Below are 21682 nucleotides of genomic sequence, written 5' to 3'. Positions count from 1 at the left end.
GGCTGGCTTCATTTTACCAACTCCTCGGAGGTTGTGCAGTCTTGGCGAAAAACTGTGCACTTTATGTGTCGAAAAACTGTGCAGTTCTATTGGCTGAAAAGTGTGTACTTTATCTTACCATTTACAAATCTCAAGCGCGGCGGCATTTTACTGATACAGATTGCCGTTGGCAGCCTGTATATGTTCAGCGTACCGAGGGGCTACATTGACGGATTTGTTCAGTGGTGCAAGCAGATCATCGGCTTATGCCTGACTACCTTTTTGCAGGCGACCATTCTCACGGCAGGGCTGATGGTATTAAAAGACCATGCCCTCTTGGGCTTGGGGCTGATGCTTGCCGCAGGAGAAGTACCGAGGATTGCCGGTGCCTTTGGACTGGACACCTCTACCCGCGCAAATGTGATGTCGGCAGTTTACACGGCGCAGGCCGCCGTCAATACCACAAGAACGGTGGTGCAGGCAGTTGCGCCAAAATAGCAGAAAGGAAAAACGCCTATGAAAGTCATCTGTGTAGCGTCCCCCTATGCCGGGGACATTCAAAAGAATACAGAGTTTGCCAAGAGAGCGTGCCGCCATGTAATGAACGAGGGGTACGCTTTTTTTGCGCCCCATTTGCTGTATCCGAATCTCTTGGATGACAGTCTGCCGCAGGAGCGGCAGCTCGGCATCGACATGGGGCTTGCCATGCTGGAACACTGCGATGAATTGTGGTGCTATGGACACCCTCCAGCTTGAAGAGAGCGAATACAATTTGATCCGCTTCCCCCAGCGCGGCGTGTGCTTATATAAATGCGGCAACGAGCGATATAACCTCGCTGTCCACGCCCCGGCATATAAGGAGAAGCTCTTCGGAAAGGCAGGTGGACGATGAAAAAGATAGAAAAGAAGCAGGAAATCAAAGCAAGTCTCCTTGAAGATATGCTGTCCTTTATTACCTACACCGCCAACCGGGATTCGGACATTTTAGCTTTTATGGGACAGTATCAGAAAGCGGAGCCGGAGTGCAGACCCGGTATTTTAGAGCATCTGCGCGCCTGTATGGATGGCAAGGAGTACCCCAACCCCTACGCCGGGAGCTATCATTATACCACCTCGGATGTGTCTGTGTGCGGCGATATTCTGGATGACTACCTAAGAAACCTTGCCGCCGCCAAGGGTGACCCCGCCGCCATTTCCGAATGTGTGCGCAAAACGGTCTGCCGGATTAATGCCCTCAATGAAAAGTGTGACCAGTATTTGATTGACACTTGGCGCAGGGAGCGGCTGTGCAGCTTCATCAACGCTGCGGCTGAACAGGCTGGACTTACCCCGAAAGATGACCATACATTCCAGTACAGAATGTGGTAAGGCGGTGGGAGAATGGAGATACAAGGTCAGGATTTTGGAATCGAAATTGAAATGACCGGCCTTACCCGCAGCCGCGCCGCCGAGGTGCTCGCCGAATATTTCGGCACCAGCAGGAATTATGAGGGCACCTATTATGATGCCTCCTACGCTCTTGACACCGAGGGGCGCAAATGGAAAGTCATGAGCGACGCCAGCATTAACTGCCAGCGGCAGGAGGGGCGGCGAAAGGTGTTTGCCGATGGCACATACAGCGTGGAGCTGGTCAGCCCAATCTGCCAGTACAAGGATATCGAAACGGTGCAGGAGCTGGTGCGCAAGCTGCGGGAAGCCGGTGCCTTTGTCAATTCCTCCTGCGGCATCCACATTCACATCAACGCCGCCCCCTTTGACGCGCCCCATCTGCGCAATCTTGTTAACATCATGGCGGCCAAGGAGGATATGATTTACAAGGCGCTGAAGGTTGCCCGCGGCAGAGAGAGCAACTATTGCCGCAAGATTGACCCGGATTTTTTAGAGCGGATCAATCAGCAGAAGCCCATCACCCGCGACCAGTTCAAGCGCATTTGGTATAACGGAGGCGACGGCAGCCATGAGCATTATCACAACAGCCGCTATCACTGTCTCAATCTCCACAGTGTATTCCAGAAAGGCACTGTGGAGTTTCGGGCATTCAACGGCGAGCTGCACGCGGGAAAAATCAAGGCGTACATTCAGTTCTGCCTTGCCATGTCCGCGCAGGCTCTCAACCAGCGGTCGGCAAGCCCCGCCAAAACACAGTCTACCAACGAAAAATATACCTTCCGTGTGTGGCTTTTGCGGCTCGGTCTGATTGGCGATGAGTTCAAGACGGCGCGTAAGCATCTGCTGGATCACTTGGAGGGCTGCATTGCTTGGAAGGACCCGGCGCAGGCAATTGCACAAAAAGAGCGGCTTCGCAAAAAGCGTGAGAAAGAATTGGCACAGAGTCAGCAGGAAAAAACAGAATTGGATGTGGAGCCGCAGCAGGAGCAAGCCGATGAGGAAGCTCCTGCTTTTTCTATGTCCATGACCATGTAGGAGGTGCAAATTGAGCAAGGATAAAATTTATATTGCCTACGGCAGTAACCTGAATCTGCCGCAGATGGCGCAGCGCTGTCCCACTGCCAAGGTGCTGGGCGGGACGGAAATAAACGGCTACGAGCTGTTGTTCCGAGGCTCAAAAACCGGGGCCTATGCCACCATTGAGCCTTGCGAGGGCAAGAGTGTGCCTGTTCTTTTATGGACTGTAGGCAAAAAAGATGAACTGGCACTGGACAGATACGAAGGCTATCCCACTTTTTATGAGAAAGAAAATAGGACTGTTGAAGTAGACGGTCACTCGGTAGATGCCTTTGTGTATGTGATGACCGAGGGGCATCATCTGGGAATGCCCTCGCAATACTATGTGGATGTGATTGCCGAGGGCTACCGTAGCGCGGGCTTTGATCTAAATATCTTGCAGGAGGCCATCAACCAAACGGCACAGCGAATGACCGAAGAACCTGAGCAGCAGAGTATGTTCGGCTTCGGCGGGATGAAATGGCGGTGATGGACTATGGCTGACCCTGCAACCATCGGGCTGGCGGTCAAAGCTGCCACCACCGCGCTGTCGGACGAGCGGCTGCGCAAAACCATCGGCTGGATTATTGCCGCCATCCTCTCGCCCCTCATTTTACTGCTGGTCATCATCGCATCGCTCCTCTCCGGCACGGCAGATCACAACAATACCGCCGTGGGCTTGTGCTTTGAGGGCGGCGTGATTTCGGGCAATGTCCCCGAGAGCTACCGTGGCTATATTGAGGACATGCGCGGCAGCTTTACCCTTTTAGACGGAACAATCGCCAGCATTAACGCCGAGATGGAGGACGGCGGCAGCCTTGATTCGACCAGAGTCAAGGCAATTTTTTATGCTCTGTTTTTCGGCGCTGACAGCCCCTCGAATAAAGACCACCGCCGCTTTGTGGAGAGCTTTGTGACCTATGAGGAGCGTACCCGAACCGTGGAAAATGAGGACGGCACCACCGGCGAGGAAAGCTACACCGTGGCGGTTCCCATCAGGGAACTGCCCGTGGTATACGCAACTATTTCCGCAAGCATGGGGCTGAACGTCACCGCCGAGAATCAAGCCAACGCTTCGGAAATCTATTACCGTGTGCTGTACGGCAGTCCGGCGCCCACCTATGGGCAGGAATTTGATGAGTGGTCAGACGGTCTGCCTCTTTCGGACGCGCCGTTTATCGGGGCGGACGGTTTCTGTTCTCCCCTGGGCGAGGGCTGGCGCAGCATGGCCACCTCGGAGTTTGGCTACCGCAAAGACCCGTTCACCGGGCAGACCAAGGGACACAGTGGCCTCGACCTCGGTGCTGGAAAAGGCACGCCCATCCGTGCCGCACTGCCGGGAACGGTGTATGTGGTTCGCTATTCCATCAGCGGCTACGGCTACCATGTGATGGTGGATCATGGTGGCGGCTTCGTCACACTGTACGCCCACTGCTCCAAAATTCTCGTCACCGAGGGACAGACGGTGGATGCCGGAACGGTCATTGCCGAGGTGGGCTCCACCGGCCGCAGCACCGGCAATCATCTGCATTTTGAAGTGAGAATTAACGGCGAGAAGCAAAACCCAAGAAGCTATCTGCCATAAGGAAGGAGTCTGAATATGAAAGAAAACAAGATTAAAGTATTGAGCGTTGAGCCGGGTCAACCGCCCGCTATCAAGGAAATCGGCAACGACCTTCATAGCCTTCAAGCAGAGGTGGGCGGTCTGATTGAATGCATCAGCTTCCCCAATGGCTGCGTGGTTGTGTGCAATGAGGAAGGCAAGCTAAACGGAATGCCGCCCAACAGACGGCTGGGTGCGGACATCATCTGCGGCCCATTTTTTGTTTGCGGCACCACCCGCAGTGGGGATTTCTCCTCACTGAGCAAAAGCGAAATTGCGGAATACAGCCAGCTTTTCTCCGAAGTTCCTGTCTTTAGCGGAGAGGAACCGGAGCTTGAGCCTCGTATGACCTTTATCGGATTTAATTTTTAAGGAGGATTTTCAGTATGAAAAAAGAGAACATCACCATCAGTATGGAAGCTGACAAGCTCCGTGCAACTAAGCGTTACATGGAGAAAAAGGATGCCGATGTGGAGCAGGAGCTGGGCGATGCTCTGCAAAAGCTCTATGAAAAATATGTGCCCGCCCCGGTGCGAGAGTACATTGACGAGGGCGGCGAGGATACGCCTGCACCGGCGAAAAAGCAGAAAGAAAAAAGCAAGTCATCTGCCGCTGCAAATAACGGTTCGGTGATGTCGACCGTTTAAGGCGCGGAGCTTCGCCCAGCGTTGCCGCCCTGTCGCCCCTGTGTGGGCTTTTGCGGGGTGGGGTGGCATCCATACACCCTTGGCACAGGTTAAGCCCCGTGTGAGCAATTTGTGCCGAGCTATCAAAAACGCCCTATCTATACCACAAAGCCGCAGTGAACCCCCATGTCGAAAAGAGAGCAGGAGAAAGCGAGGTGCTGTAAACGCACCTCACAGTCACAGCGGACGGCAGTGCCGACCGCTTCTAAGCCGAAAATACAGCATTTTTGTAGGATGCATTTCTTTTGCCAAAGGTGCTGTAAATCGGCTTTTTTGCTGTCTAAGGTGCTGTAACCACATGAAAGCCCCACCGCATCAGCATTTCTAAGGTGCTGTTTGGGATGCTAACACAAAACAGAAGGAGATTTGAGCCTATGAATGAAAATAGAAACGAACTAAAGCAGCGGGTAGTGGCATGGCTCTACCCGGATATGATTAAAACCATGGAAGCCATGATGCAAGAAAAGGCCATGAAGAATCACACCGAATTTGTTTCCCAGGCAGTGGACTTCTATATCGGATATTTGAGCAGCCAAAACAGCACGGCTTTTCTCTCACAGAATTTGCTGGGAGCGATTCAGGGCACTCTGCAAAACACCGAAAATCGTGTGGCAAATAATCTGTTCCGCCTGTCGGTGGAGATCAGCATGATGATGCATCTGCTGGCGGCCACGCTGGAGGTTACCGATGATGAGCTGCGTAGTCTCCGTGGCCGATGCGTTGCCGAGGTGAAAAAGACGAGAGGTAAAATCAAGCTTGATGATGCAGTGCAGTTCCAACAGGGTGCTGATCTTTAATGGCAAGGCTGGTCATTAAAAACGGATACCTCAAGGGCAGCAAAGCTGCCGCACACCTTCATCATCTGGTGAAATATATTGCTACCCGTGATGGCGTAGAAAAGATTCCGAATGGTCGGGAACTGTGGCATAGCACAAAAAATCAGCAAACACTCATTGCACACATCGTTCGTGAGTTTCCGGAGAGCAAGGAATCATTGGAATACGAGGACTATATCACTCAGCCTAACCGTGAAAATGCTTCTGAGTTTATCTCTATCACGTTGGAGCAGCACATCGAACAAATTGGTGACCGAGAAAAATATCTCGATTACATTGCAAATCGTCCTCGCGCAGAAAAATTTGATACCCACGGTCTGTTCACAGCCAGTGATACACCGTTGGTGCTGGAGCAAGTAGCAAATGAAGTGTCAGAGCATACCGGGAACGTGTGGACGCCGATTATTTCTTTGCGCCGTGAGGATGCGGACAAATTTGGATTTGAAAATGCGGCGGCGTGGAAAGCACTGATTTCCTCCAAGGCAATGGAATTTGCGGATAGTCTAAAAATACATCCGGACCATCTAAAATGGTATGCGGCCTTTCACAATGAATCCCACCACCCTCATGTACACATGATTTGCTACAGCACAAATCCGCAGGAGGGCTACCTCACCAAGCCGGGCATTCGCAAAATGAAGTCAGCACTGTCAACTGAGATTTTCCGCCAGGAGCTGATACCGCTGTACGGAGAAAAAACGCAGCGGCAGGATGAGCTTTCCAATCAGTCACGCATGGCACTTCGGGAATTGCTTGTACAGATGCAAGGCGGTACCTTGCAAAATGAAAAGATAGAACAGTTGCTTACACACCTCGAAGAAAGAATGAAACACACCACTGGCAGAAAGCAGTATGGCTATCTGAAAGCGGAGTTAAAAAATGTGGTGGATGAAATCGTGGACGAGCTGGCTCGGGATGAGCGTGTGGCGGAGGCCTATCGTCTGTGGCAAGAGGCAAAAAGTCAGATCAATCATTTTTACAGTGATCAATCGTCAGAGCCGCTCCCGCTTTCCAAATGTGATGACTTCAAATCCATCCGTAATATGGTCATCAAGGAAGCCATGCAGCTTGCAGACGGTACGCTCACCTTTGAAGAACCGACCGCTATGGACTCCGCACTACCAGAACTCACAACAGATGAAGATATACCATCACCCTCAATGGAGGATGATACTGCCGAGCCGGAGTATTCCCCACGGCAAGAGCGAATTGGTCGGTCTGGCTATGGCAACAAAAGTAAACATCCAAACTGGTGGACGGACGAATACAAGCTGGCAAAACAATATCTGCATGGCGATGAGGACAAGGGAATTGCTCAAGATTTTGAAAAAGCGAAGGGGTTGTTGCTTTCACAAGCGGCGCAGGATAATCCTCTCGCCATGTTCGACCTCGGAAGAATGTCTGCTGACGGTCTTGGCTGTGAAGCTGATACCGATGTTGCTCAGCAGTGGTACGCAAAAGCCCTCGCTACTTTTCAAATTACTGAAGCGGAAGAACCTTGGAAGTATACCGAATATCGTATTGGCAAAATGTATGCGGCGGGGCTTGGCACTGAGCGGGACTATGAAGTAGCGGCACACTGGCTCACCCTGTCTGCCAATGAAAAATATAAGTATGCCGAATATTCTCTTGGCGGTCTGTACTATCATGGCAAGGGCGTGGAACAAAATCATGAAACCGCCTTTGACCTGTACACCCGCTCGGCAAAGCAGAGTTTTCCCTATGCCAGCTTCGAACTGGGTAAAATGCTCCGTGATGGAATCGGGTGTGCAAAAAACAAATCGGATTCCGATAGCCGCTTTGCAGAAGCCTTTGTGGGTTTCACTTCTTTGGAGCAGCAGAGCCATGACGATACGGCCATTGATGCGGAAAAGTTCTGCAAGGAAAAGTCTGCACTGTTCATTGTTTTACCCGAAGAAGATCTGACCAAATATTTTATGGTGTCGCTTATGATCCAGCAGCTCTATCGTGAAATCCTTGCGGTTGCTGATGAAAACGGAGGCAAGCTAAAAAATCGTGTAGTATTCTACTGCGATGAGCTGGGTACGCTGCCTGCAATCCAATCACTGGAGCTTATTTTTTCCGCCAGCCGCTCCCGCCGCTTGACGATGGTGCCAATCATCCAGAGCTTTGGCCAGCTCCAGAAAAACTATGGCAAAGAGGGTTCGGAAATTATCGTGGATAACTGCCAGGACACCATCTTCGGCGGCTTTGCACCCAACAGCCAGACAGCCGAGGTCTTATCAAAGGCAATGGGCTCTCGCACGGTGATGAGCGGCAGCATCAGCCGAGGCAAGAACGACCCCAGCCAGTCCTTGCAAATGATGGAACGCCCGCTGATGACGGCGGATGAGCTGAAATCCATTCCAAAGGGAAACTTTGTAGTGATGAAAACCGGCACCCACCCCATGAAAACCAAGCTGCGCCTGTTTTTAGATTGGGGCATCATCTTCGACGGAACTTATACCGTGTCGGAGCGTGCTCACCGTAAGGTTTCCTATGCCGACAAGCAGGTACTCGAGGAAAATATCGTTCGAAAGCACACTGCCTGCGTGGTGGTGGATGAGGATACCGGCGAACTACTGGAGCCGCCCACAGGAACCGGCACACTGCATACCCCTGTAGCAGAGCAGGCGCAGGAACCAAAAAAACGCAAAAGCCATGTCAGAACACAGTGAGAGGAGTGAATAAATGAGCTATTTTAATCGCATATACACAGCCTCGCCCGATGAACTTCCTCATCGGGCGAGAGCCGTTTATATGTACCTCAAAGGTCGCACCGGAGCGGGTCGGGATTGCTGGCCTGCGGTAAACACCATTGCCGCAGATATGAATCTCTCCCGCAGCACCGTCAAGCGTGCCCTGAACGATTTAGTAAAGGCTGAGCTGATTACAAAAGAGCCACGCTATCGGGAAAACGGTAGTCACACCAGCAATCGCCTTATGCTAAAAAAATATTGCACCAAGGAAACGCAAAAAAACGCATAGCATGCCGCCAAGGGGGTGCTATGCGTTTTGTGTGAACCGAGTCTCGGTTCATAGTGACCCACCCAGAAGGACTCACTCTAAGAGATTTATTACAGAGAAAGAACAAGTAGTAGATATTAAACAAAGGTTTGACCTCCGAGCAGTTATGCAAAGTGTATAGAGTAAATGCAGTGCACATCCGCAGGCTCGAAAGTAATGTTAGCCTCCAGCTTTTTCTTTTTCTGAAGATGTGCCATGTGCAGGCACCTCAGCAGGCTATCTTCTGCTGGAGAATCTTTTAGAACAAATTGTGATGCTTACAGGAATTAGAGTTATTAAAGCTGTTCCGTCCACTGTTCGCAAACCTCACGCAATGGAGAGTCAAGGTAATCCATTGCCCTATCCTTTATCCAATCAGGAACCCCATATGCGGCTTCGGCAATGCTTCCGGTAATCGCGGCAAGCGTATCACTATCCCCGCCGAGGGAGATTGCATTGCGGATGGCGTCCTCGAAATCCGTGCTTTCAAGAAAAGCGGTAATCGCTTGGGGGACGGTGTCTTGACAGCTTTCATTAAACCGATAGGTTGGGCGAATCTCGTTAAGCAGTTTGCTCAGATCGTAGCCGTATTCCCGCTCAATATGCTCTTTGATTTGTATTTTATACTGGCCAAGGTTCAAGCGTTCTTTTATGGGATTACCCATATCATCCCCATAACCGCCAGCGTAGAAGCGGCACATGAATATTGCATCTGTCACAGCCAAGGCACCTTTTATACCTTCGGGATGGCTGTGCGTCACTTCGGCAGATAGTTTTGCTCTTTCCCTGCCGTTTGAAGGCCACATACCTGTACGGGTGCAGAAACCGTAATCCATAAGCCATGCACATGGTGAAACTCGCATCGCCGAGCCGTTTCCCCAACTGTTATACGGCTCACGGTCATCAGAAAAAATCCAACGACCGAACCGGCTGCCATAGCCCGCATCGGGATAACGCCGACCCCATTTTTTGTAGGAGTCTATAAAGTCATCGGGCTGCCCGCCTTTCATCAGAGCATCTGCTGTAGCGATGGTCATCACGGTATCATCCGTGAAAAAGCAGTCGTCACGAAAGAGAGGGAAGTCCTTTGTTTTGATATTGTTCCACTCATAGACCGAGCCTACGATGTCACCGATAATTGCTCCGAGCATCATTTTTGACCTCCCCTCCGGCGAATGTCCTTGCGGATTCTTTCAAAGCAAGCACTGTCTACCGCACCCGCTTCTCGGAAAGTAGTTACAGCCGCACTCATTACTTTGAAGTTCAGCTCGGTTCCTTCGCTGTCGGCCAGATAATCAACCGCCCTGTCAGGAGCAATGCCAAACCGTCCGGCGGTCTGGACAGCATCAATATTCGCACCCAGAAAAATAAACTCCCAATGATACTCTGTTTTCTGACGTTCAATCTGAGCCTTTACCTTGTCGGAGGAGTATTCATGACTGGCATTTTCTTCGCCGTCTGTGATAATGACGAACATTACTTTTTCGGCACGATAATCATCGGCAGTGTGCTTTTGTGCATTGCCGATTTTTTTGATGGTTTTACCGATGGCGTCGAGCAGAGCGGTGGAACCACCGACAGAATACTCCTTATCGGTAATCGGGCTGACTGCCTTGATGTCAATGCGGTCGTGGAGCAACTCGTAATTGTTGTCGAACAGCACTGTTGTGATGTAGCACTCGCCCTCGACGGCCTGCTGCTTGGCCAGCATGGAATTGTAGCCGCCGATATGCATCTGCGATTATCTCGGAGGATACGCTTGCTGAAATGGCCAAACAGCTCGCCAGCTATGATGAAAGTGGAAGGCGCATTCGGCAAGACATCGCCCGCTTGGAAAAAGACACGCTGGATAAAGAAAAGCCTGATTTAGAAAAGCTGAAAAACGATTTTGAAGCACTAAGGAGCACCTCTGATACCCTGTTTTCAGAACGCGACGAGAAAAAGCTGAGGCTGGGCAACAAACAGCGGATTTTGAATGAACTGAGGCAGTCGAATGACTCCCTCGTTAGAATTGAACGGGAATACGCCGCTGTCAAAAGTCTGTCCGATGCCGCCAACGGAAAGCTTGATTTCGAAACTTATGCACAAATGGCATACTTTGAGCGTGTGCTACAGGCGGCTAATTTACGTCTTAAAGTGATGAGTCAGAATAGATATATCCTCCTGCGCAAAGAGGAAAGCGATGATGGCCGCAAGCGCATGGGGCTGGATATTGAGGTTGCTGACAGTTACACTGGCAAAAGCCGCAGCGCGAATAGCTTGTCAGGCGGCGAGTCATTTATGGCATCCCTATCTCTTGCGTTGGGTCTATCAGATGTGGTCCAGCAGAGTGCCGGTGGCATACACCTTGGCGCCATGTTTATAGATGAAGGCTTCGGATCACTTGATGCGGAGGTTTTGGAGCTATCTGTAAGAACCCTCTCGAATATGGCGGATGGCAATCGCATTATTGGAATAATTTCTCACGTTGCCGAACTTCGTGAGCGAATCGAAAAGCAGGTTTGCGTGGAAAAAACATATAGTGGTAGTAGAATACGATTGATTGTTTAGGTAAAATTGAATTAAATATGTACTGGGAAAAATGAGCATAGTCTCCAGTGATGATAGTTCAAGTCACACTAAAAAATTGAATGATATCTTAATACAACGGAGCTCGCAAAAAAGAAGAACACCCAATGGGTGTTCTTCTTTTTTAGCATACGCTATTTGGTGTTTTCGCTGAGAGACATTGGGCGGACGCGAAGGAAAACTTCTTCATCTGTAAAGCGCGGCCACAAGATAGGTCATGAATAGAAAAACTGCATTACAAGCATAACCCGCCCGCGTTGTCCAAAAAGGTTCATTCCGGACGACACGGGCGGCGTGCTTTTGCTCAAATCGTTTTGTGTGTTGCATGTAGTGCACAATTCCTTGTGACGACGGCGCGGCGCAGAATATGTTTCGTGTTATGATGCGGTATTCTCGTTTTTTACCGCACCGAAAATCCACCAGAATACGATGCCTGCCACGGCAAGTGCGCAGCCCAGGCCGGTGTAGAATACAGCAATAAAGGCGTTTGGCAGCAGGCCGGAAGCGCGCAGCCAAATACCACCACCCATCATGAATGCCATGATAAGATACGCTTTCAGGTCGAAAAAATGCCAAACTGGTCGGCGTTCCTGCTCGTAGGCGAGAATGCGGCGAGCGTGCTTTCTTGCCATTTTGTAAAACATGATGCCAAATGCCGCGCACACAAGCAAGGACAATATTACGTGCACCACGCTGGCCGTGTAAAGCTGCGAGTAAGAGATTGCGCCTAAACGTGCAACGTTAAAACCGGCTATGAGCCAAACCGTTCCGGCAACGGCAAGCAGAGTGTTCTTTTTTACATGAAAAAATCGATAACTGCTCATGGCTTTCTCCTCAATTCTTTGCGATTTTTTTTAACGCGAGCAGCAGGAGAATCAAGCCGACGCTGACCAATATGTGACCAACCCCTGCGATGCCAGAGATTGCAGCGCTGACGCCTGTGCTCAGCGGAATCGCCAGAACCTGTGTCACACCACTCACGACCATCATGATGGTCGTCAGTGGCAGACCAATATTGTAGATAATCTGAAATGCCCGATACTGTCTTTGTTCATCCAACTTGCTATTTGCGGCAAATAACGCCACCAACAAGAAGACCATCATGCCGAGCAGGAAAAGATGCGCATGTACTTTTCCGAGCATTGTAACACCGCTAAAGCCGTTCCACTTGGTTAATTCTCGATAGAACACGCCACCGACCATGGCGGCAATAGCATAGGCGAGGGAAATGTTCAAACATTTTTTCATTTGATTCCATCTCCTCTCATGGCGTGATAACCGATGACAACCGTCCAGACGTAGGCGCAGGTTTTGGGAATCATCAACGCGCCCATTGCCGGTATGCTGTCCGCAAATAGAACGACGGGGATGTAGAAGGCAAAACTCAGCACGACGGTCAGCCACAGCCAACGAAATGGCCGATCACCTGCTTCTTTTGCGCGTTGATAAAACAGCACAAGGATGAGCACACCCAGCAGCGCAAAGGGAATGTTACGGTAAATACCCCAGGACAGCGGCGGCTGCGCACTGATCCAGGCATTTTGCGGCATCAGGCATAGGACGATGCGAGACAAAGACAGAGCATAGACGGCGGCGGTCAGGACGGATTTTCCTACAATATGATACCGCTCTCGCCAGATGTGGTACAACAGCACATAGAAAATCGTCATCGTAATGGAGGTAACCAACTTGCCAATTCCCAGTGCGGCAGTGTAGCTTTCCAGTCCGGTGGTACACAGCGCCACGGCACGGGGAATGAGGTGAAACGCGTCTCCGAAGCCTAGTATGACGGCCATAATACCGTACATCAGATACTGCTTTTGACCCTTGTTTCCGCGAATCATCAGGACGCCGAGCGTAATGACTGTTGTCAGATACACGATGTCGAACAGGGTTTCCATAATTGCTTGCATAAAATCAGTTCCTTTCATGGTGAACTTTGTTCATTTATGTTTTTATAAAAGCGCCTCGGAGCGGGCAGAATTTTAATAAATCGTGCGACGAATGATTTCGAGTAGAACGGAGCAATTCGACCTGTGCTGCATTAAAAGAGAGAGCAGACCGGAAAGGGTAAAGTCCACGAAGTCGGTTTGCGTAAAGGTGGCGTCAAACGCGTCGCTCCGTACGTGAATATCGGATTCTAAGGCGTGGCACATCCCGATTTTCATGTGCTGAAAGTAGTGCTCCATCGTTTGGCGCGCCTTATCTTTTTCATTACTGGCAAAGCTGATGGAGTGGGCAGTAAAAAAGTTTGGATATTCTGTCATACCTGGCTGCACGCTTTCAAAAATCCATTGCACGTAATCCGGAAATGTGTCGCCTATGCGGCAGCTGTGATCCATATGAAAGATATCCTGCCATACGCTTTCAATGGCTGCAAGGGTTAAGTCGTTCTTAGAGGGGAAGTAGTTGTATAAAGAACCCAGTGCCACGTTGCAACGCTGAGCGACAGTGCGCATGTTGAGAGCCAAAAGCCCGTTTTCTGATACCAATTCGCGGCAGACCCGTAAAATGGCTTCTTTGGATGTAACAATGGTATTCATCTAACGCACCTCCTAATTGAACGTTGTTCATTGTAGCGCGAATCATTTTCTATGTCAACACCTTTCTATGAAGCTTGGTGCGTGCAGTGTATCGCATCGCTGGCAACATGCTCTGCAAGGCTGTGCTAGAGATGTTCAGAATTGGTATACTTTGTGGGGTGGTTGTGTTATGATAAAAGAAAAAGCGGCGCAGGCCGCTTGCAGGAGGATCGTGCATTGTTATCGAATAAAAGCAAAGCCATAGGATGTATTTTGCTGTCGGCACTGGGTTTTGCGCTGATGAATGCTTTTATCCGTTTGGCGGGGGATAGTATTCCTTTTACACAGAAAACATTTTTTCGCAATGTGGTAGCGATGGCTGCGGCGGCGCTGGTTCTGCGCAAAGAACATGTTAGCGTGCGCTGGGAGAAGGGCAGTCTGCCGCTACTGATTGTGCGTTCGGTTTGCGGTACGCTCGGCATCTTTTGCAATTTCTATGCGGTTGATAAACTGCTGTTGGCAGATGCGAATATGCTGAATAAGCTGTCACCGTTTTTTGCAATTCTGTTTTCGCTGTTGTTTTTAAAGGAGCGAGCCACGCTTGTGCAGTATGGGGCGGTAGCAATTGCGTTTGCAGGCAGTCTGCTCATTATCAAGCCGGGTTTTTCGGCGGATGCTTTTCCGGCGCTGGTCGGCCTTTGCGGCGGTATCGCGGCAGGAGCGGCCTATACGGCAGTGCGCGGCCTGGGGAAGCGCAAAGAGGCAGGTGCGCGCATTGTCTTTTTCTTTTCGGCATTTTCAACGCTGGCTTCGCTGCCGTTCTTAATTTTTGATTATCACCCGATGACCGGTATGCAGCTGACTTTTCTCTTAGCTGCCGGCCTGGCGGCGACGTTGGGGCAGTTCGGTGTGACACTGGCGTACTCCTTCGCACCGGCAAAGGAGATTTCGGTGTTTGACTATACGCAGATTCTGTTTGCTGCACTGCTTGGCTTCTTCCTGTTTGGGCAAATCCCGGATTGGCTCAGCCTGGTGGGATATGTCGTGATCTGCGGCGTGTCGGTATGGATGTTCTTCTATAATCGATCACTTGAAAGTCAGGAGACGGTTCGTGAGCGAATATGAGCTGATCCGCACCACGCGGAAAACCATCGCTTTAGAGGTAACGCGTGACGGTAAGGTGATTGTGCGCGCGCCAAAACGGATGGCAAAGCATGAAGTGGAAGCATTCGTTGCGCGCAATCAAGAATGGCTAAACCGTGCCTTGATGCGGCAGAAGGTACGCCTTACCACTCGTCCTGAGCCGGATGAACTGCAGCGGGCGGCTCTGATTGCGCGGGCTAAGTGTGAATTGCCGAAAAAAGTGATGTATCATGCGCAAAGAATGCACTTGTATCCGACAGGACTGCGCATCACCTCGGCTCGCACGCGATTTGGTTCGTGCAGCGCAAAAAACAGCATTTGTTTTTCGTGGCGGCTGATGATGTATCCCGAAGCGGCGGTGGAGTATGTGGTGGTGCATGAGTTGGCGCATATTGCTCATAAAAATCACGGGGCAGCGTTCTATGCGTTGATTGAACGCGAACTGCCGGATTATCGTGCACGACGTGCTATGCTGCGCGATTGACGAAGGTATCCGGCATATGGTAAGATAGTTTCAAATCAGAGCGAAATGTGAGGTGACGGGTATGACCATTGCGGAAATTGCCAAGCGAGCACAGGTATCAAAAGCGGCGGTATCACGCTACTTGAATGATGGTTATATCAGTGCGGAGAAAAAAGAGTCTATTCGGCGCGTGATTGAGGAGACAGGCTACATTCCGTCTCAGCAGGCGCAGACGCTGCGCACCGGAAAAAGCCATATGATTGGCGTGATTGTACCGCGCATCGACTCTGAATCGGTCAGCAGGATTGTGGCGGGTATTTCCGGTATTCTGGAGCAACACGGATTTCGCCTGTTGCTGGCCAATACCGAAAACCGGGTCGAAAAGGAACTGGAGTATTTGGAAGTGTTTCGCAACGGCAACGTCGATGGTGTGATTCTGATTGCGACACTGCTCAGCGAAGCGCACAAAAAAGCACTGCGGACAAGCAGTGTGCCGGTTGTAATCGTTGGGCAGCAGATGGATGGAATGAGCTGTGTTTATCACGATGACCGTGGTGCGGCGCGGGACTTGACAGCGCTGCTCATAGCGAATGGGCGCAAAAAAATCGGATACATCGGCGTGACACCCCGCGATAAAGCGGCGGGTTCGGCACGCCGCGCAGGATATTTGGATGCCCTGCGTGAAGCCGGATCGGAAGAAAAAACCGATAGAATGGAGCAAAGCTCATTTTCGATGGAAGGAGGCTATGCAGCTGCAGGGCGTCTGTTGACGCGTGCGCCGGAAATTGATGCGATATTTTGCGCAACCGATTCCATAGCGATTGGGGCAATGAACCGTCTGCGGGAAAGCGGACGGCGCGTACCCGGTGACGTTGCGGTAGTCGGGATAGGGCATTCACGCATTTCCTCGTTGGTCTCTCCACGGCTGACGACGGCACACTATTACTACAAAACGAGCGGCGAAGAGGCTGCCCGTGATTTGCTGCAAATGCTGGAACAAGGGGTTGACCAGAAAAAACAGCTCAAGTTGGGATACGAAATCTTCAAACAGCAGTCAGATGGATAACGGAAAAGCAAGTTATGCCGCTCGTCTAAAAACGGGCGGCATTTTTGTGCATAATGAGGAATACTAGATGCAGAGTTGTGGGAAGTGCTTGAAAAGATTCGGAAAAGTTTGGGAATGATTGCGGGTTTACAAATGGAAAGTATTTGCTTACAATAGAATCAATAAGTGAAATCGATTTCACACATGCTTATCAAGAGAAAGGCGGAGGAGTATGGATTACAGCAAAGCGGCGCAGGAAGTCCTGTCTCATATCGGTGGTGGAGGAAATGTTGTTTCGGCTGCACATTGTGCGACACGGCTGCGACTGGTAATCGCGGATAATCAAAAGGTGGATAAGGCGGCACTGGAAAACGCAGAAGGTGTAAAAGGCGTGTTTGAAGCGCAGGGTCAGCTGCAAATCATTTTTGGCACCGGCGTGGTGAATAAAGTATACGATGAGTTCTTGAAGCAATCCGGTGCGTCCGCTTCGACCAAAGAGCAAGCCAAAGCAGCAGCCGCACAAAAAGCAAACTGGTTTCAGCGCGCGATAAAAACACTGGGCGATATTTTTGTACCGATTATTCCGGCAATTGTCGCATCCGGCTTTCTGATGGGTATCATGGAATCTCTGAATTTCATGGTCAGCAACGGTTATCTGAACATAGATGTGACGGACTCGCTGTATGTGTTCGCAAAACTGTTTTCCAACACGGCGTATGTGTTTTTACCCATTTTGATTGCCTTTTCGGCGGCTAAGGTGTTTGGCGGCAATCCATTTCTCGGCGCGGTCATCGGTATGATTATGATTCACCCGGATTTGCAGAATGCATGGACGGTTGCAACGGACGGCGTTCAAGTGGTGCAGAACGTTTTCGGCGGCCTGTATTCCGTCCCGCTCGTCGGCTATCAGGGTCACGTCATTCCGGTTATCATTGCGGTTTGGGTGATGAGCAAGATTGAGATTCAGCTGCATAAGATTGTTCCCGCTATGCTGGATTTGTTTGTAACGCCGTTGGTCTCGGTTTTCGTGACCGGCTATTTGACGCTTGCGGCGATTGGTCCTGTGTTCACCTTTCTGGAAAACAATATCATCAACGGAGTACAGTGGCTGATTGCCATTCCGTTCGGAATTGGTTCGTTTATAATGGGTGGGCTGTATGCGACGACGGTCGTTTCCGGCATCCATCATATGTACACCATTATTGATCTTGGTCAGCTCGCGTCGTATGGACTGACCTACTGGCTGCCCCTCGCTTCGGCGGCCAATGTTGCACAGGGCGGCGCGGCGCTTGCAATTGGACTTAAAACCCGCAATAAGAAGCTCAAAGCGATGGCGTTGCCGGCTTCGCTGTCGGCATTCCTCGGCATCACCGAGCCTGCGATTTTCGGTGTTAACCTGCGCTTTGTACGACCGTTTATCGCGGCGTCTATCGGTGGTGCATGTGGTGCGCTGTATGCGTCGATTGTCCATCTTGGCGCAACGGGAACAGGTGTAACAGGCATCTTTGGCATTTTGCTGCATCTGCATCGGCCGCTGCAGTATATCATCACCGTTGGCATTGCGGCGGGTGTTGCATTCGTGCTGGCATGGATTCTGGGAACCGGGGAGGATAAAACGGAAACCGCGTATCAGCCTGCGGAGCAACCGAGGGCAGTCACGGCGGGGCAGGATGGACTTATCATCCCATCACCTATTAGCGGGGAGGCGGTGTCGTTATCAGAAACCGGAGACCCCACCTTTGCGGACGAAGTGTTAGGTAAGGGAATCGCAGTTAAGCCGTCGGAGGGGCGGGTTGTCGCGCCTTGTGCTGCAACAGTGGAAACGCTGATGGGTCACGCGGTTGGCCTGCGCTGCGAGAACGGCGTTGAACTGCTGATTCATGTGGGCATTGATACCGTGCGCTTAAACGGCGAGCACTACGCGCCGCACGTGAAAGAAGGCGACCGGGTCAAGGCAGGTGACGTGTTGATGGATTTTGATATTCAGGCGATTGAAGCGGCAGGTTATCAGACAATTACGCCAGTGATTGTGAGCAATTCGGATGAATACCAGCAGATAATCGGCGATTTCGGCAAAAAGACCGCTGACAAGGATGCAGTGTTGTCGGTCATTCAAAAAGGCGGTGAAAGATGAACGCATTGCACCGGGATTTGGAGCGTTTGGTTGACCGGGTGGAGCGTGAAGACGCTTCGCACGTGCAGGCTGACCCATATCGGCAGCATTTTCATCTGATGCCACCTGTGGGATGGATGAATGATCCGAACGGACTGTGTCGCTGCGGAGAATGGTATCATGTGTTTTATCAGTACGGCCCTTTTGACGCAACAGGCGGTGTAAAGCTCTGGGGGCATTATCGCAGCCGCGATTTGCTCCGTTGGGAGAAAGCACCTGCGATGCTGTATCCGGATCAGACGTGGAATCTTCACGGCGTTTACTCAGGCTCGGCACTGATAGAGGGTGGTGTGATGTACCTTTACTACACGGGAAACGTCAAGCATCCCGGAGCACATGATTATATTAAAACAGGGCGCGGGCACAACACGGCACTGGCTGTGAGCCGGGACGGTGTGACAGCCGAGTCAAATGAGCTGCTGATGACCAATCAGGACTATCCGGAGGGCCTGAGCTGCCATGTGCGCGATCCCAAGGTGTGGCGGGAAAACGGAAGATACTACATGGTGCAGGGTGCGCGTACCATGGAGGACCGCGGTGAAATTCTACTCTTTGCATCCGACGACAAGCGCCGTTGGTCGCACATTAACACGCTGACGACGCCGGGGGTTTTCGGCTATATGTGGGAATGCCCGGACTTGTTTGAGATTGCAGGGCAGCGGGTGTTGGCCTGTTCTCCGCAGGGTGTGTCACAGCAGGGAATGCGGTTTCAGAATGTGTACACCTGCGGTTATTTCCCCTTATATGGCGATTTCTGCGGAGCGTATTCGCTGGGGGCGTTTGCCGAACTGGACTGCGGGTTTGACTTTTATGCACCGCAGACATTTTTGGACGGCGACAGACGGCTGATGCTTGGCTGGATGGGAATGCCTGATGCAGAATACGAAAATCCTACGGTAAGCAATGGTTGGCAGCACTGCGCTACGGTAATGTGTGAGGTCGTCTGGCGTGATGGCCGATTACTGCGCAGACCGGTTGCAGAACTCGAGCAGCTGCGTGGGGAACGCTGTGTGCCGGAAGATGCAGAGATATTTGACTTGGAATATGTGCCGCAGGGCGACGGCGCAATGACGATTCGCGGAAGCGCTGTAATCGAGTGGAGACAGGGCGAACTCATCTTGCGATACGAAACAGGTGGGGCAGGGCGCACAATGCGCCGGACGAAGGTTGACACAGTGCGCAATCTGCGTGTGTTAGCGGATGCGTCCTCGCTCGAAATCTTTGTAAACGAGGGAGAAACGGTGCTGTCAAGCCGCTACTATCCGCCCGTTGCAGCGCGGGGTGTGTGCTTTCATGGTGAAGGAAAGGCAAAGCTATGGAAGATGCATGCACTGTCAATGACAGAAATGAGTTAAGGAGATTCCAAGATGCCAAAATACAAGCTGATTGCACTGGATTTAGACGGCACACTGCTTAATAATCGCGGAAAAATCACTGCAGTGACAGCCGATGCGGTTTTGCGTGCACAGCGTGCAGGCGTGACGGTGGCGTTATGCACCGGGCGGAACCTGACGGATGCCCGAGTGTTCAGCAACGCATTACCTTCGCCGGCTGATTGGGCGGTGACAGCAAACGGTGCGGATGTCAGGCCAATGGCAGGCGGCGATGCGGTATTCTCGGACGGACTGAATGACGCGCTTTGCCAAGAGATTTTGAAGATTTGCACCTGTTTTGACAGCGATCCATGCTTTTATACCAATAACGGCATGTATTATGGAGAGGAATTTCGCAAGTTTGTTTTTGCGCTGCATCGGCGTGGGGTTCAGGCAGATTTCCTGGAAATTGAATCCTACCATTATGTCGAGAACGCGCAAGAGTGGGAGCAGGTGCTTCGTCAAGAGCATGGATGCATCACGAAAGCAATCTTGCACCACGAAGAGCCGAAGGTGGTCGATTGCATTACTGATGCGCTTCGTCAAACCGGGCTGTTTGAGCTTGCGCCGTCGGCGATGTTTGGCGGACAACTGAAAAATGTCGAGGTGAATCGGCGGGGTGTGAGCAAGGGGCGTGCACTAGAGGTGCTTGCTGCGCATATCGGGTGCGGCATGGAACAGGTGCTTGCAATCGGGGACAGCGATAATGATTTGAGCATGCTCAGACTGGCAGGCGTGGGCGTAGCCATGGCGAATGCAGATCCGCATATCCGCAATGCGGTGGATGCGGTTACGGCAGCCAACACAGAGGACGGAGTCGCGCGGGCAATTGAGCGGTATATTCTGGAGGAGACACTATGAAAAGGGTTATCGCGATCGGCGAACTGCTGATTGATTTTGTGCCGCAGCAAAAGGGTTGCGCGCTGCGCGAGGTGACGCATTTTGAACGCGTTGCAGGCGGTGCACCTGCAAATGTTGTATCGGCGGTGGCGTGTTTGGGCGGCACGGCTGCGATGATTTCGCAGGTGGGCAAGGATGCATTCGGCGAGTACATCATCGAAACGCTTGCACGCAATGGGGTAGATATTTCGGCAGTGTTTTGTACGGAGCAGGCAAATACAGGCCTCGCATTTGTCTCGTTGAATGCGTCAGGCAATCGTGAATTTTCCTTTTTCCGCAATCCATCGGCCGATTTGTTTTTAAATGAAACGCAAATTACCTCGGACTTGTTTGAGGATTGTGCGGCGCTGCACTTCTGCTCGGTGGATCTGGTTGATTGGCCGATTAAAGCGGCGCACCGTAAGGCAATTGCATGTGCAAGGGAAAGCGGCGCACTAATTTCCTTTGATCCCAATGTGCGCTTGCCGCTCTGGCAGTCTCTGGCTGCGTGTCAGACCGCGATTGAAGAATTTCTGCCGTACGCCGATTTGGTCAAGCTGTCTGATGATGAGGTGGAATTCGTAACCGGCTGTAAAACAGAGCACGAAGCCGCACAAAAACTATTTTCAAAGGGGTGTCATATGCTGCTCGTGACGCGCGGCGCAAAGGGTTCAGCGGTTTACACGCCGCAAACAAGCGCTTTTGGAGAAACGCTGGCAGTGCAGGTGGTTGATACAACCGGAGCGGGTGATTCTTTCATCGGAGCATTTCTCTATCAATTGGTGCGCGACGGCGTAACAGCGGACGACCTTGCAGATTCGTCACAACAACAGCTAACTGCTTATCTGCAGTTTGCTGCGCAGTATGCATCCCTTACGGTGCAGCAAAAGGGTGCGGTAATGGCAACAATGCAGCAAATGTACGCAGCATTTGGCAAATAGCATAACAAAAACAGCGCGGT

24 protein-coding genes and 1 pseudogene are annotated in these 21682 nt (G+C 51.3%); 19 read left to right on the top strand and 6 right to left on the bottom strand.

Annotated features, from left to right (window positions below):
* Window positions 1-120: 120 nt before the first annotated feature.
* The 11 genes and pseudogenes from QOX26_RS12795 to QOX26_RS12740 all read left to right on the top strand — a co-directional run.
* Window positions 121-477 (top strand): annotated as a pseudogene (locus tag QOX26_RS12795) (conjugal transfer protein TrbL family protein); the annotation flags it as partial.
* An 18-nt stretch (window positions 478-495) separates the two neighbouring features.
* Window positions 496-735 carry a DUF7768 domain-containing protein gene (locus QOX26_RS12790; RefSeq protein ID WP_283675368.1) on the top strand — a complete coding sequence of 80 codons (240 nt, stop codon included), beginning with the start codon at window positions 496-498 and terminating at the stop codon, window positions 733-735.
* A 132-nt stretch (window positions 736-867) separates the two neighbouring features.
* Entirely contained in the window at window positions 868-1347 is a 480-nt protein-coding gene (locus QOX26_RS12785; protein ID WP_283675367.1) for a hypothetical protein, read from the top strand.
* A 12-nt stretch (window positions 1348-1359) separates the two neighbouring features.
* Window positions 1360-2403 carry an amidoligase family protein gene (locus QOX26_RS12780; RefSeq protein ID WP_283675366.1) on the top strand — a complete coding sequence of 348 codons (1044 nt, stop codon included), beginning with the start codon at window positions 1360-1362 and terminating at the stop codon, window positions 2401-2403.
* 10 nt (window positions 2404-2413) lie between these two features.
* On the top strand, window positions 2414-2914 hold the full coding sequence (locus tag QOX26_RS12775; protein WP_283675365.1) for a gamma-glutamylcyclotransferase family protein: 501 nt from the start codon (window positions 2414-2416) through the stop codon (window positions 2912-2914).
* A gap of 6 nt (window positions 2915-2920) precedes the next feature.
* Window positions 2921-4009, top strand: a complete 1089-nt coding sequence (locus QOX26_RS12770; protein WP_283675364.1) for a M23 family metallopeptidase — start codon at window positions 2921-2923, stop codon at window positions 4007-4009.
* Window positions 4010-4024: 15 nt separating this feature from the next.
* Window positions 4025-4399, top strand: coding sequence for a DUF3846 domain-containing protein (locus tag QOX26_RS12765; RefSeq protein WP_283675363.1), 375 nt, complete (start codon window positions 4025-4027; stop codon window positions 4397-4399).
* 14 nt (window positions 4400-4413) lie between these two features.
* Window positions 4414-4674 (top strand): DUF6103 family protein, encoded by a 261-nt coding sequence (locus QOX26_RS12760; RefSeq protein ID WP_283675362.1) that lies wholly within the window; start codon window positions 4414-4416, stop codon window positions 4672-4674.
* Between the two features lie 413 nt (window positions 4675-5087).
* Window positions 5088-5510: a hypothetical protein gene (locus QOX26_RS12755; protein WP_283675361.1), complete on the top strand. Its 423-nt coding sequence runs from the start codon at window positions 5088-5090 to the stop codon at window positions 5508-5510.
* The gene (gene mobP3 / locus QOX26_RS14345) at window positions 5510-8227 is read left to right on the top strand and encodes a MobP3 family relaxase (protein WP_331488487.1); all 2718 of its coding nucleotides are present in this window, start codon (window positions 5510-5512) and stop codon (window positions 8225-8227) included. Before QOX26_RS12755 ends, mobP3 begins: the two co-directional genes overlap by 1 nt.
* Before the next feature lie 13 nt (window positions 8228-8240).
* The gene (locus tag QOX26_RS12740; RefSeq protein WP_283675360.1) at window positions 8241-8537 is read left to right on the top strand and encodes a helix-turn-helix domain-containing protein; all 297 of its coding nucleotides are present in this window, start codon (window positions 8241-8243) and stop codon (window positions 8535-8537) included.
* 314 nt (window positions 8538-8851) lie between these two features.
* Here the strand turns inward: QOX26_RS12740 and QOX26_RS12735 are convergent, their stop codons facing one another.
* Together QOX26_RS12735 and QOX26_RS12730 are read right to left on the bottom strand one after the other, a co-directional pair.
* Window positions 8852-9706: an ADP-ribosylglycohydrolase family protein gene (locus QOX26_RS12735; RefSeq protein ID WP_283675369.1), complete on the bottom strand. Its 855-nt coding sequence runs from the start codon at window positions 9704-9706 to the stop codon at window positions 8852-8854.
* Window positions 9706-10290, bottom strand: a complete 585-nt coding sequence (locus QOX26_RS12730) for a vWA domain-containing protein (RefSeq protein ID WP_283675359.1) — start codon at window positions 10288-10290, stop codon at window positions 9706-9708. The genes QOX26_RS12735 and QOX26_RS12730 overlap by 1 nt, the downstream gene beginning before the upstream one ends.
* A gap of 32 nt (window positions 10291-10322) precedes the next feature.
* Between QOX26_RS12730 and QOX26_RS12725 the strand changes: the two genes are divergently transcribed.
* Window positions 10323-11105 carry an SbcC/MukB-like Walker B domain-containing protein gene (locus QOX26_RS12725; RefSeq protein ID WP_283675358.1) on the top strand — a complete coding sequence of 261 codons (783 nt, stop codon included), beginning with the start codon at window positions 10323-10325 and terminating at the stop codon, window positions 11103-11105.
* A gap of 395 nt (window positions 11106-11500) precedes the next feature.
* Here QOX26_RS12725 and QOX26_RS12720 read toward each other — a convergent pair whose 3' ends face one another.
* The 4 genes from QOX26_RS12720 to QOX26_RS12705 form a co-directional block, all read right to left on the bottom strand.
* Window positions 11501-11947, bottom strand: coding sequence for a hypothetical protein (locus QOX26_RS12720; RefSeq protein WP_283675357.1), 447 nt, complete (start codon window positions 11945-11947; stop codon window positions 11501-11503).
* 10 nt (window positions 11948-11957) lie between these two features.
* Window positions 11958-12371, bottom strand: a complete 414-nt coding sequence (locus QOX26_RS12715) for a DUF2871 domain-containing protein (protein ID WP_283675356.1) — start codon at window positions 12369-12371, stop codon at window positions 11958-11960.
* Window positions 12368-13036 carry a hypothetical protein gene (locus QOX26_RS12710; protein ID WP_283675355.1) on the bottom strand — a complete coding sequence of 223 codons (669 nt, stop codon included), beginning with the start codon at window positions 13034-13036 and terminating at the stop codon, window positions 12368-12370. The genes QOX26_RS12715 and QOX26_RS12710 overlap by 4 nt, the downstream gene beginning before the upstream one ends.
* Window positions 13037-13108: 72 nt before the next feature.
* Window positions 13109-13666 (bottom strand): TetR/AcrR family transcriptional regulator, encoded by a 558-nt coding sequence (locus QOX26_RS12705; RefSeq protein WP_283675354.1) that lies wholly within the window; start codon window positions 13664-13666, stop codon window positions 13109-13111.
* Between the two features lie 216 nt (window positions 13667-13882).
* On the opposite strand from QOX26_RS12705, the gene QOX26_RS12700 reads away from it, so the two are divergent.
* The 7 genes from QOX26_RS12700 to QOX26_RS12670 all read left to right on the top strand — a co-directional run bounded on the left by QOX26_RS12700 (window position 13883) and on the right by QOX26_RS12670 (window position 21662).
* Window positions 13883-14770, top strand: a complete 888-nt coding sequence (locus QOX26_RS12700; protein ID WP_283675353.1) for a DMT family transporter — start codon at window positions 13883-13885, stop codon at window positions 14768-14770.
* Window positions 14757-15272 carry a M48 family metallopeptidase gene (locus tag QOX26_RS12695; RefSeq protein WP_283675352.1) on the top strand — a complete coding sequence of 172 codons (516 nt, stop codon included), beginning with the start codon at window positions 14757-14759 and terminating at the stop codon, window positions 15270-15272. Before QOX26_RS12700 ends, QOX26_RS12695 begins: the two co-directional genes overlap by 14 nt.
* 61 nt (window positions 15273-15333) lie before the next feature.
* Window positions 15334-16317, top strand: coding sequence for a LacI family DNA-binding transcriptional regulator (locus QOX26_RS12690; RefSeq protein ID WP_283675351.1), 984 nt, complete (start codon window positions 15334-15336; stop codon window positions 16315-16317).
* Between the two features lie 211 nt (window positions 16318-16528).
* The gene (locus tag QOX26_RS12685) at window positions 16529-18430 is read left to right on the top strand and encodes a PTS beta-glucoside transporter subunit IIBCA (protein WP_283675350.1); all 1902 of its coding nucleotides are present in this window, start codon (window positions 16529-16531) and stop codon (window positions 18428-18430) included.
* Window positions 18427-19824, top strand: coding sequence for a glycoside hydrolase family 32 protein (locus QOX26_RS12680; protein ID WP_283675349.1), 1398 nt, complete (start codon window positions 18427-18429; stop codon window positions 19822-19824). The genes QOX26_RS12685 and QOX26_RS12680 overlap by 4 nt, the downstream gene beginning before the upstream one ends.
* A gap of 12 nt (window positions 19825-19836) precedes the next feature.
* The gene (locus QOX26_RS12675; protein ID WP_283675348.1) at window positions 19837-20703 is read left to right on the top strand and encodes a Cof-type HAD-IIB family hydrolase; all 867 of its coding nucleotides are present in this window, start codon (window positions 19837-19839) and stop codon (window positions 20701-20703) included.
* Window positions 20700-21662 (top strand): carbohydrate kinase family protein, encoded by a 963-nt coding sequence (locus QOX26_RS12670; protein ID WP_283675347.1) that lies wholly within the window; start codon window positions 20700-20702, stop codon window positions 21660-21662. Before QOX26_RS12675 ends, QOX26_RS12670 begins: the two co-directional genes overlap by 4 nt.
* The last annotated feature ends 20 nt before the right edge of the window (window positions 21663-21682 follow it).

Origin of the sequence: Butyricicoccus sp. Marseille-Q5471 (assembly GCF_951230135.1) — a bacterium.
Taxonomy (GTDB): Bacteria; Bacillota; Clostridia; order Oscillospirales; family Butyricicoccaceae; genus Agathobaculum.
Note: the sequence above shows the minus strand (reverse complement) of the source record. Positions and strands in the feature narration are given on the sequence as shown.

What these genes read in the sequence shown, in the direction of transcription:
- QOX26_RS12785 (WP_283675367.1), top strand. Translation starts at nt 868, where the DNA reads ATGAAAAAGATAGAAAAGAAGCAGGAAATCAAAGCAAGTCTCCTTGAA.
- QOX26_RS12735 (WP_283675369.1), bottom strand. Translation starts at nt 9,706, where the DNA reads ATGCTCGGAGCAATTATCGGTGACATCGTAGGCTCGGTCTATGAGTGG.
- QOX26_RS12765 (WP_283675363.1), top strand. Translation starts at nt 4,025, where the DNA reads ATGAAAGAAAACAAGATTAAAGTATTGAGCGTTGAGCCGGGTCAACCG.
- mobP3 (WP_331488487.1), top strand. Translation starts at nt 5,510, where the DNA reads ATGGCAAGGCTGGTCATTAAAAACGGATACCTCAAGGGCAGCAAAGCT.
- QOX26_RS12720 (WP_283675357.1), bottom strand. Translation starts at nt 11,947, where the DNA reads ATGAGCAGTTATCGATTTTTTCATGTAAAAAAGAACACTCTGCTTGCC.
- QOX26_RS12790 (WP_283675368.1), top strand. Translation starts at nt 496, where the DNA reads ATGAAAGTCATCTGTGTAGCGTCCCCCTATGCCGGGGACATTCAAAAG.
- QOX26_RS12670 (WP_283675347.1), top strand. Translation starts at nt 20,700, where the DNA reads ATGAAAAGGGTTATCGCGATCGGCGAACTGCTGATTGATTTTGTGCCG.
- QOX26_RS12755 (WP_283675361.1), top strand. Translation starts at nt 5,088, where the DNA reads ATGAATGAAAATAGAAACGAACTAAAGCAGCGGGTAGTGGCATGGCTC.
- QOX26_RS12740 (WP_283675360.1), top strand. Translation starts at nt 8,241, where the DNA reads ATGAGCTATTTTAATCGCATATACACAGCCTCGCCCGATGAACTTCCT.
- QOX26_RS12705 (WP_283675354.1), bottom strand. Translation starts at nt 13,666, where the DNA reads ATGAATACCATTGTTACATCCAAAGAAGCCATTTTACGGGTCTGCCGC.
- QOX26_RS12675 (WP_283675348.1), top strand. Translation starts at nt 19,837, where the DNA reads ATGCCAAAATACAAGCTGATTGCACTGGATTTAGACGGCACACTGCTT.
- QOX26_RS12770 (WP_283675364.1), top strand. Translation starts at nt 2,921, where the DNA reads ATGGCTGACCCTGCAACCATCGGGCTGGCGGTCAAAGCTGCCACCACC.
- QOX26_RS12690 (WP_283675351.1), top strand. Translation starts at nt 15,334, where the DNA reads ATGACCATTGCGGAAATTGCCAAGCGAGCACAGGTATCAAAAGCGGCG.
- QOX26_RS12725 (WP_283675358.1), top strand. Translation starts at nt 10,323, where the DNA reads ATGGCCAAACAGCTCGCCAGCTATGATGAAAGTGGAAGGCGCATTCGG.
- QOX26_RS12680 (WP_283675349.1), top strand. Translation starts at nt 18,427, where the DNA reads ATGAACGCATTGCACCGGGATTTGGAGCGTTTGGTTGACCGGGTGGAG.
- QOX26_RS12685 (WP_283675350.1), top strand. Translation starts at nt 16,529, where the DNA reads ATGGATTACAGCAAAGCGGCGCAGGAAGTCCTGTCTCATATCGGTGGT.
- QOX26_RS12710 (WP_283675355.1), bottom strand. Translation starts at nt 13,036, where the DNA reads ATGCAAGCAATTATGGAAACCCTGTTCGACATCGTGTATCTGACAACA.
- QOX26_RS12780 (WP_283675366.1), top strand. Translation starts at nt 1,360, where the DNA reads ATGGAGATACAAGGTCAGGATTTTGGAATCGAAATTGAAATGACCGGC.
- QOX26_RS12730 (WP_283675359.1), bottom strand. Translation starts at nt 10,290, where the DNA reads ATGCATATCGGCGGCTACAATTCCATGCTGGCCAAGCAGCAGGCCGTC.
- QOX26_RS12715 (WP_283675356.1), bottom strand. Translation starts at nt 12,371, where the DNA reads ATGAAAAAATGTTTGAACATTTCCCTCGCCTATGCTATTGCCGCCATG.
- QOX26_RS12760 (WP_283675362.1), top strand. Translation starts at nt 4,414, where the DNA reads ATGAAAAAAGAGAACATCACCATCAGTATGGAAGCTGACAAGCTCCGT.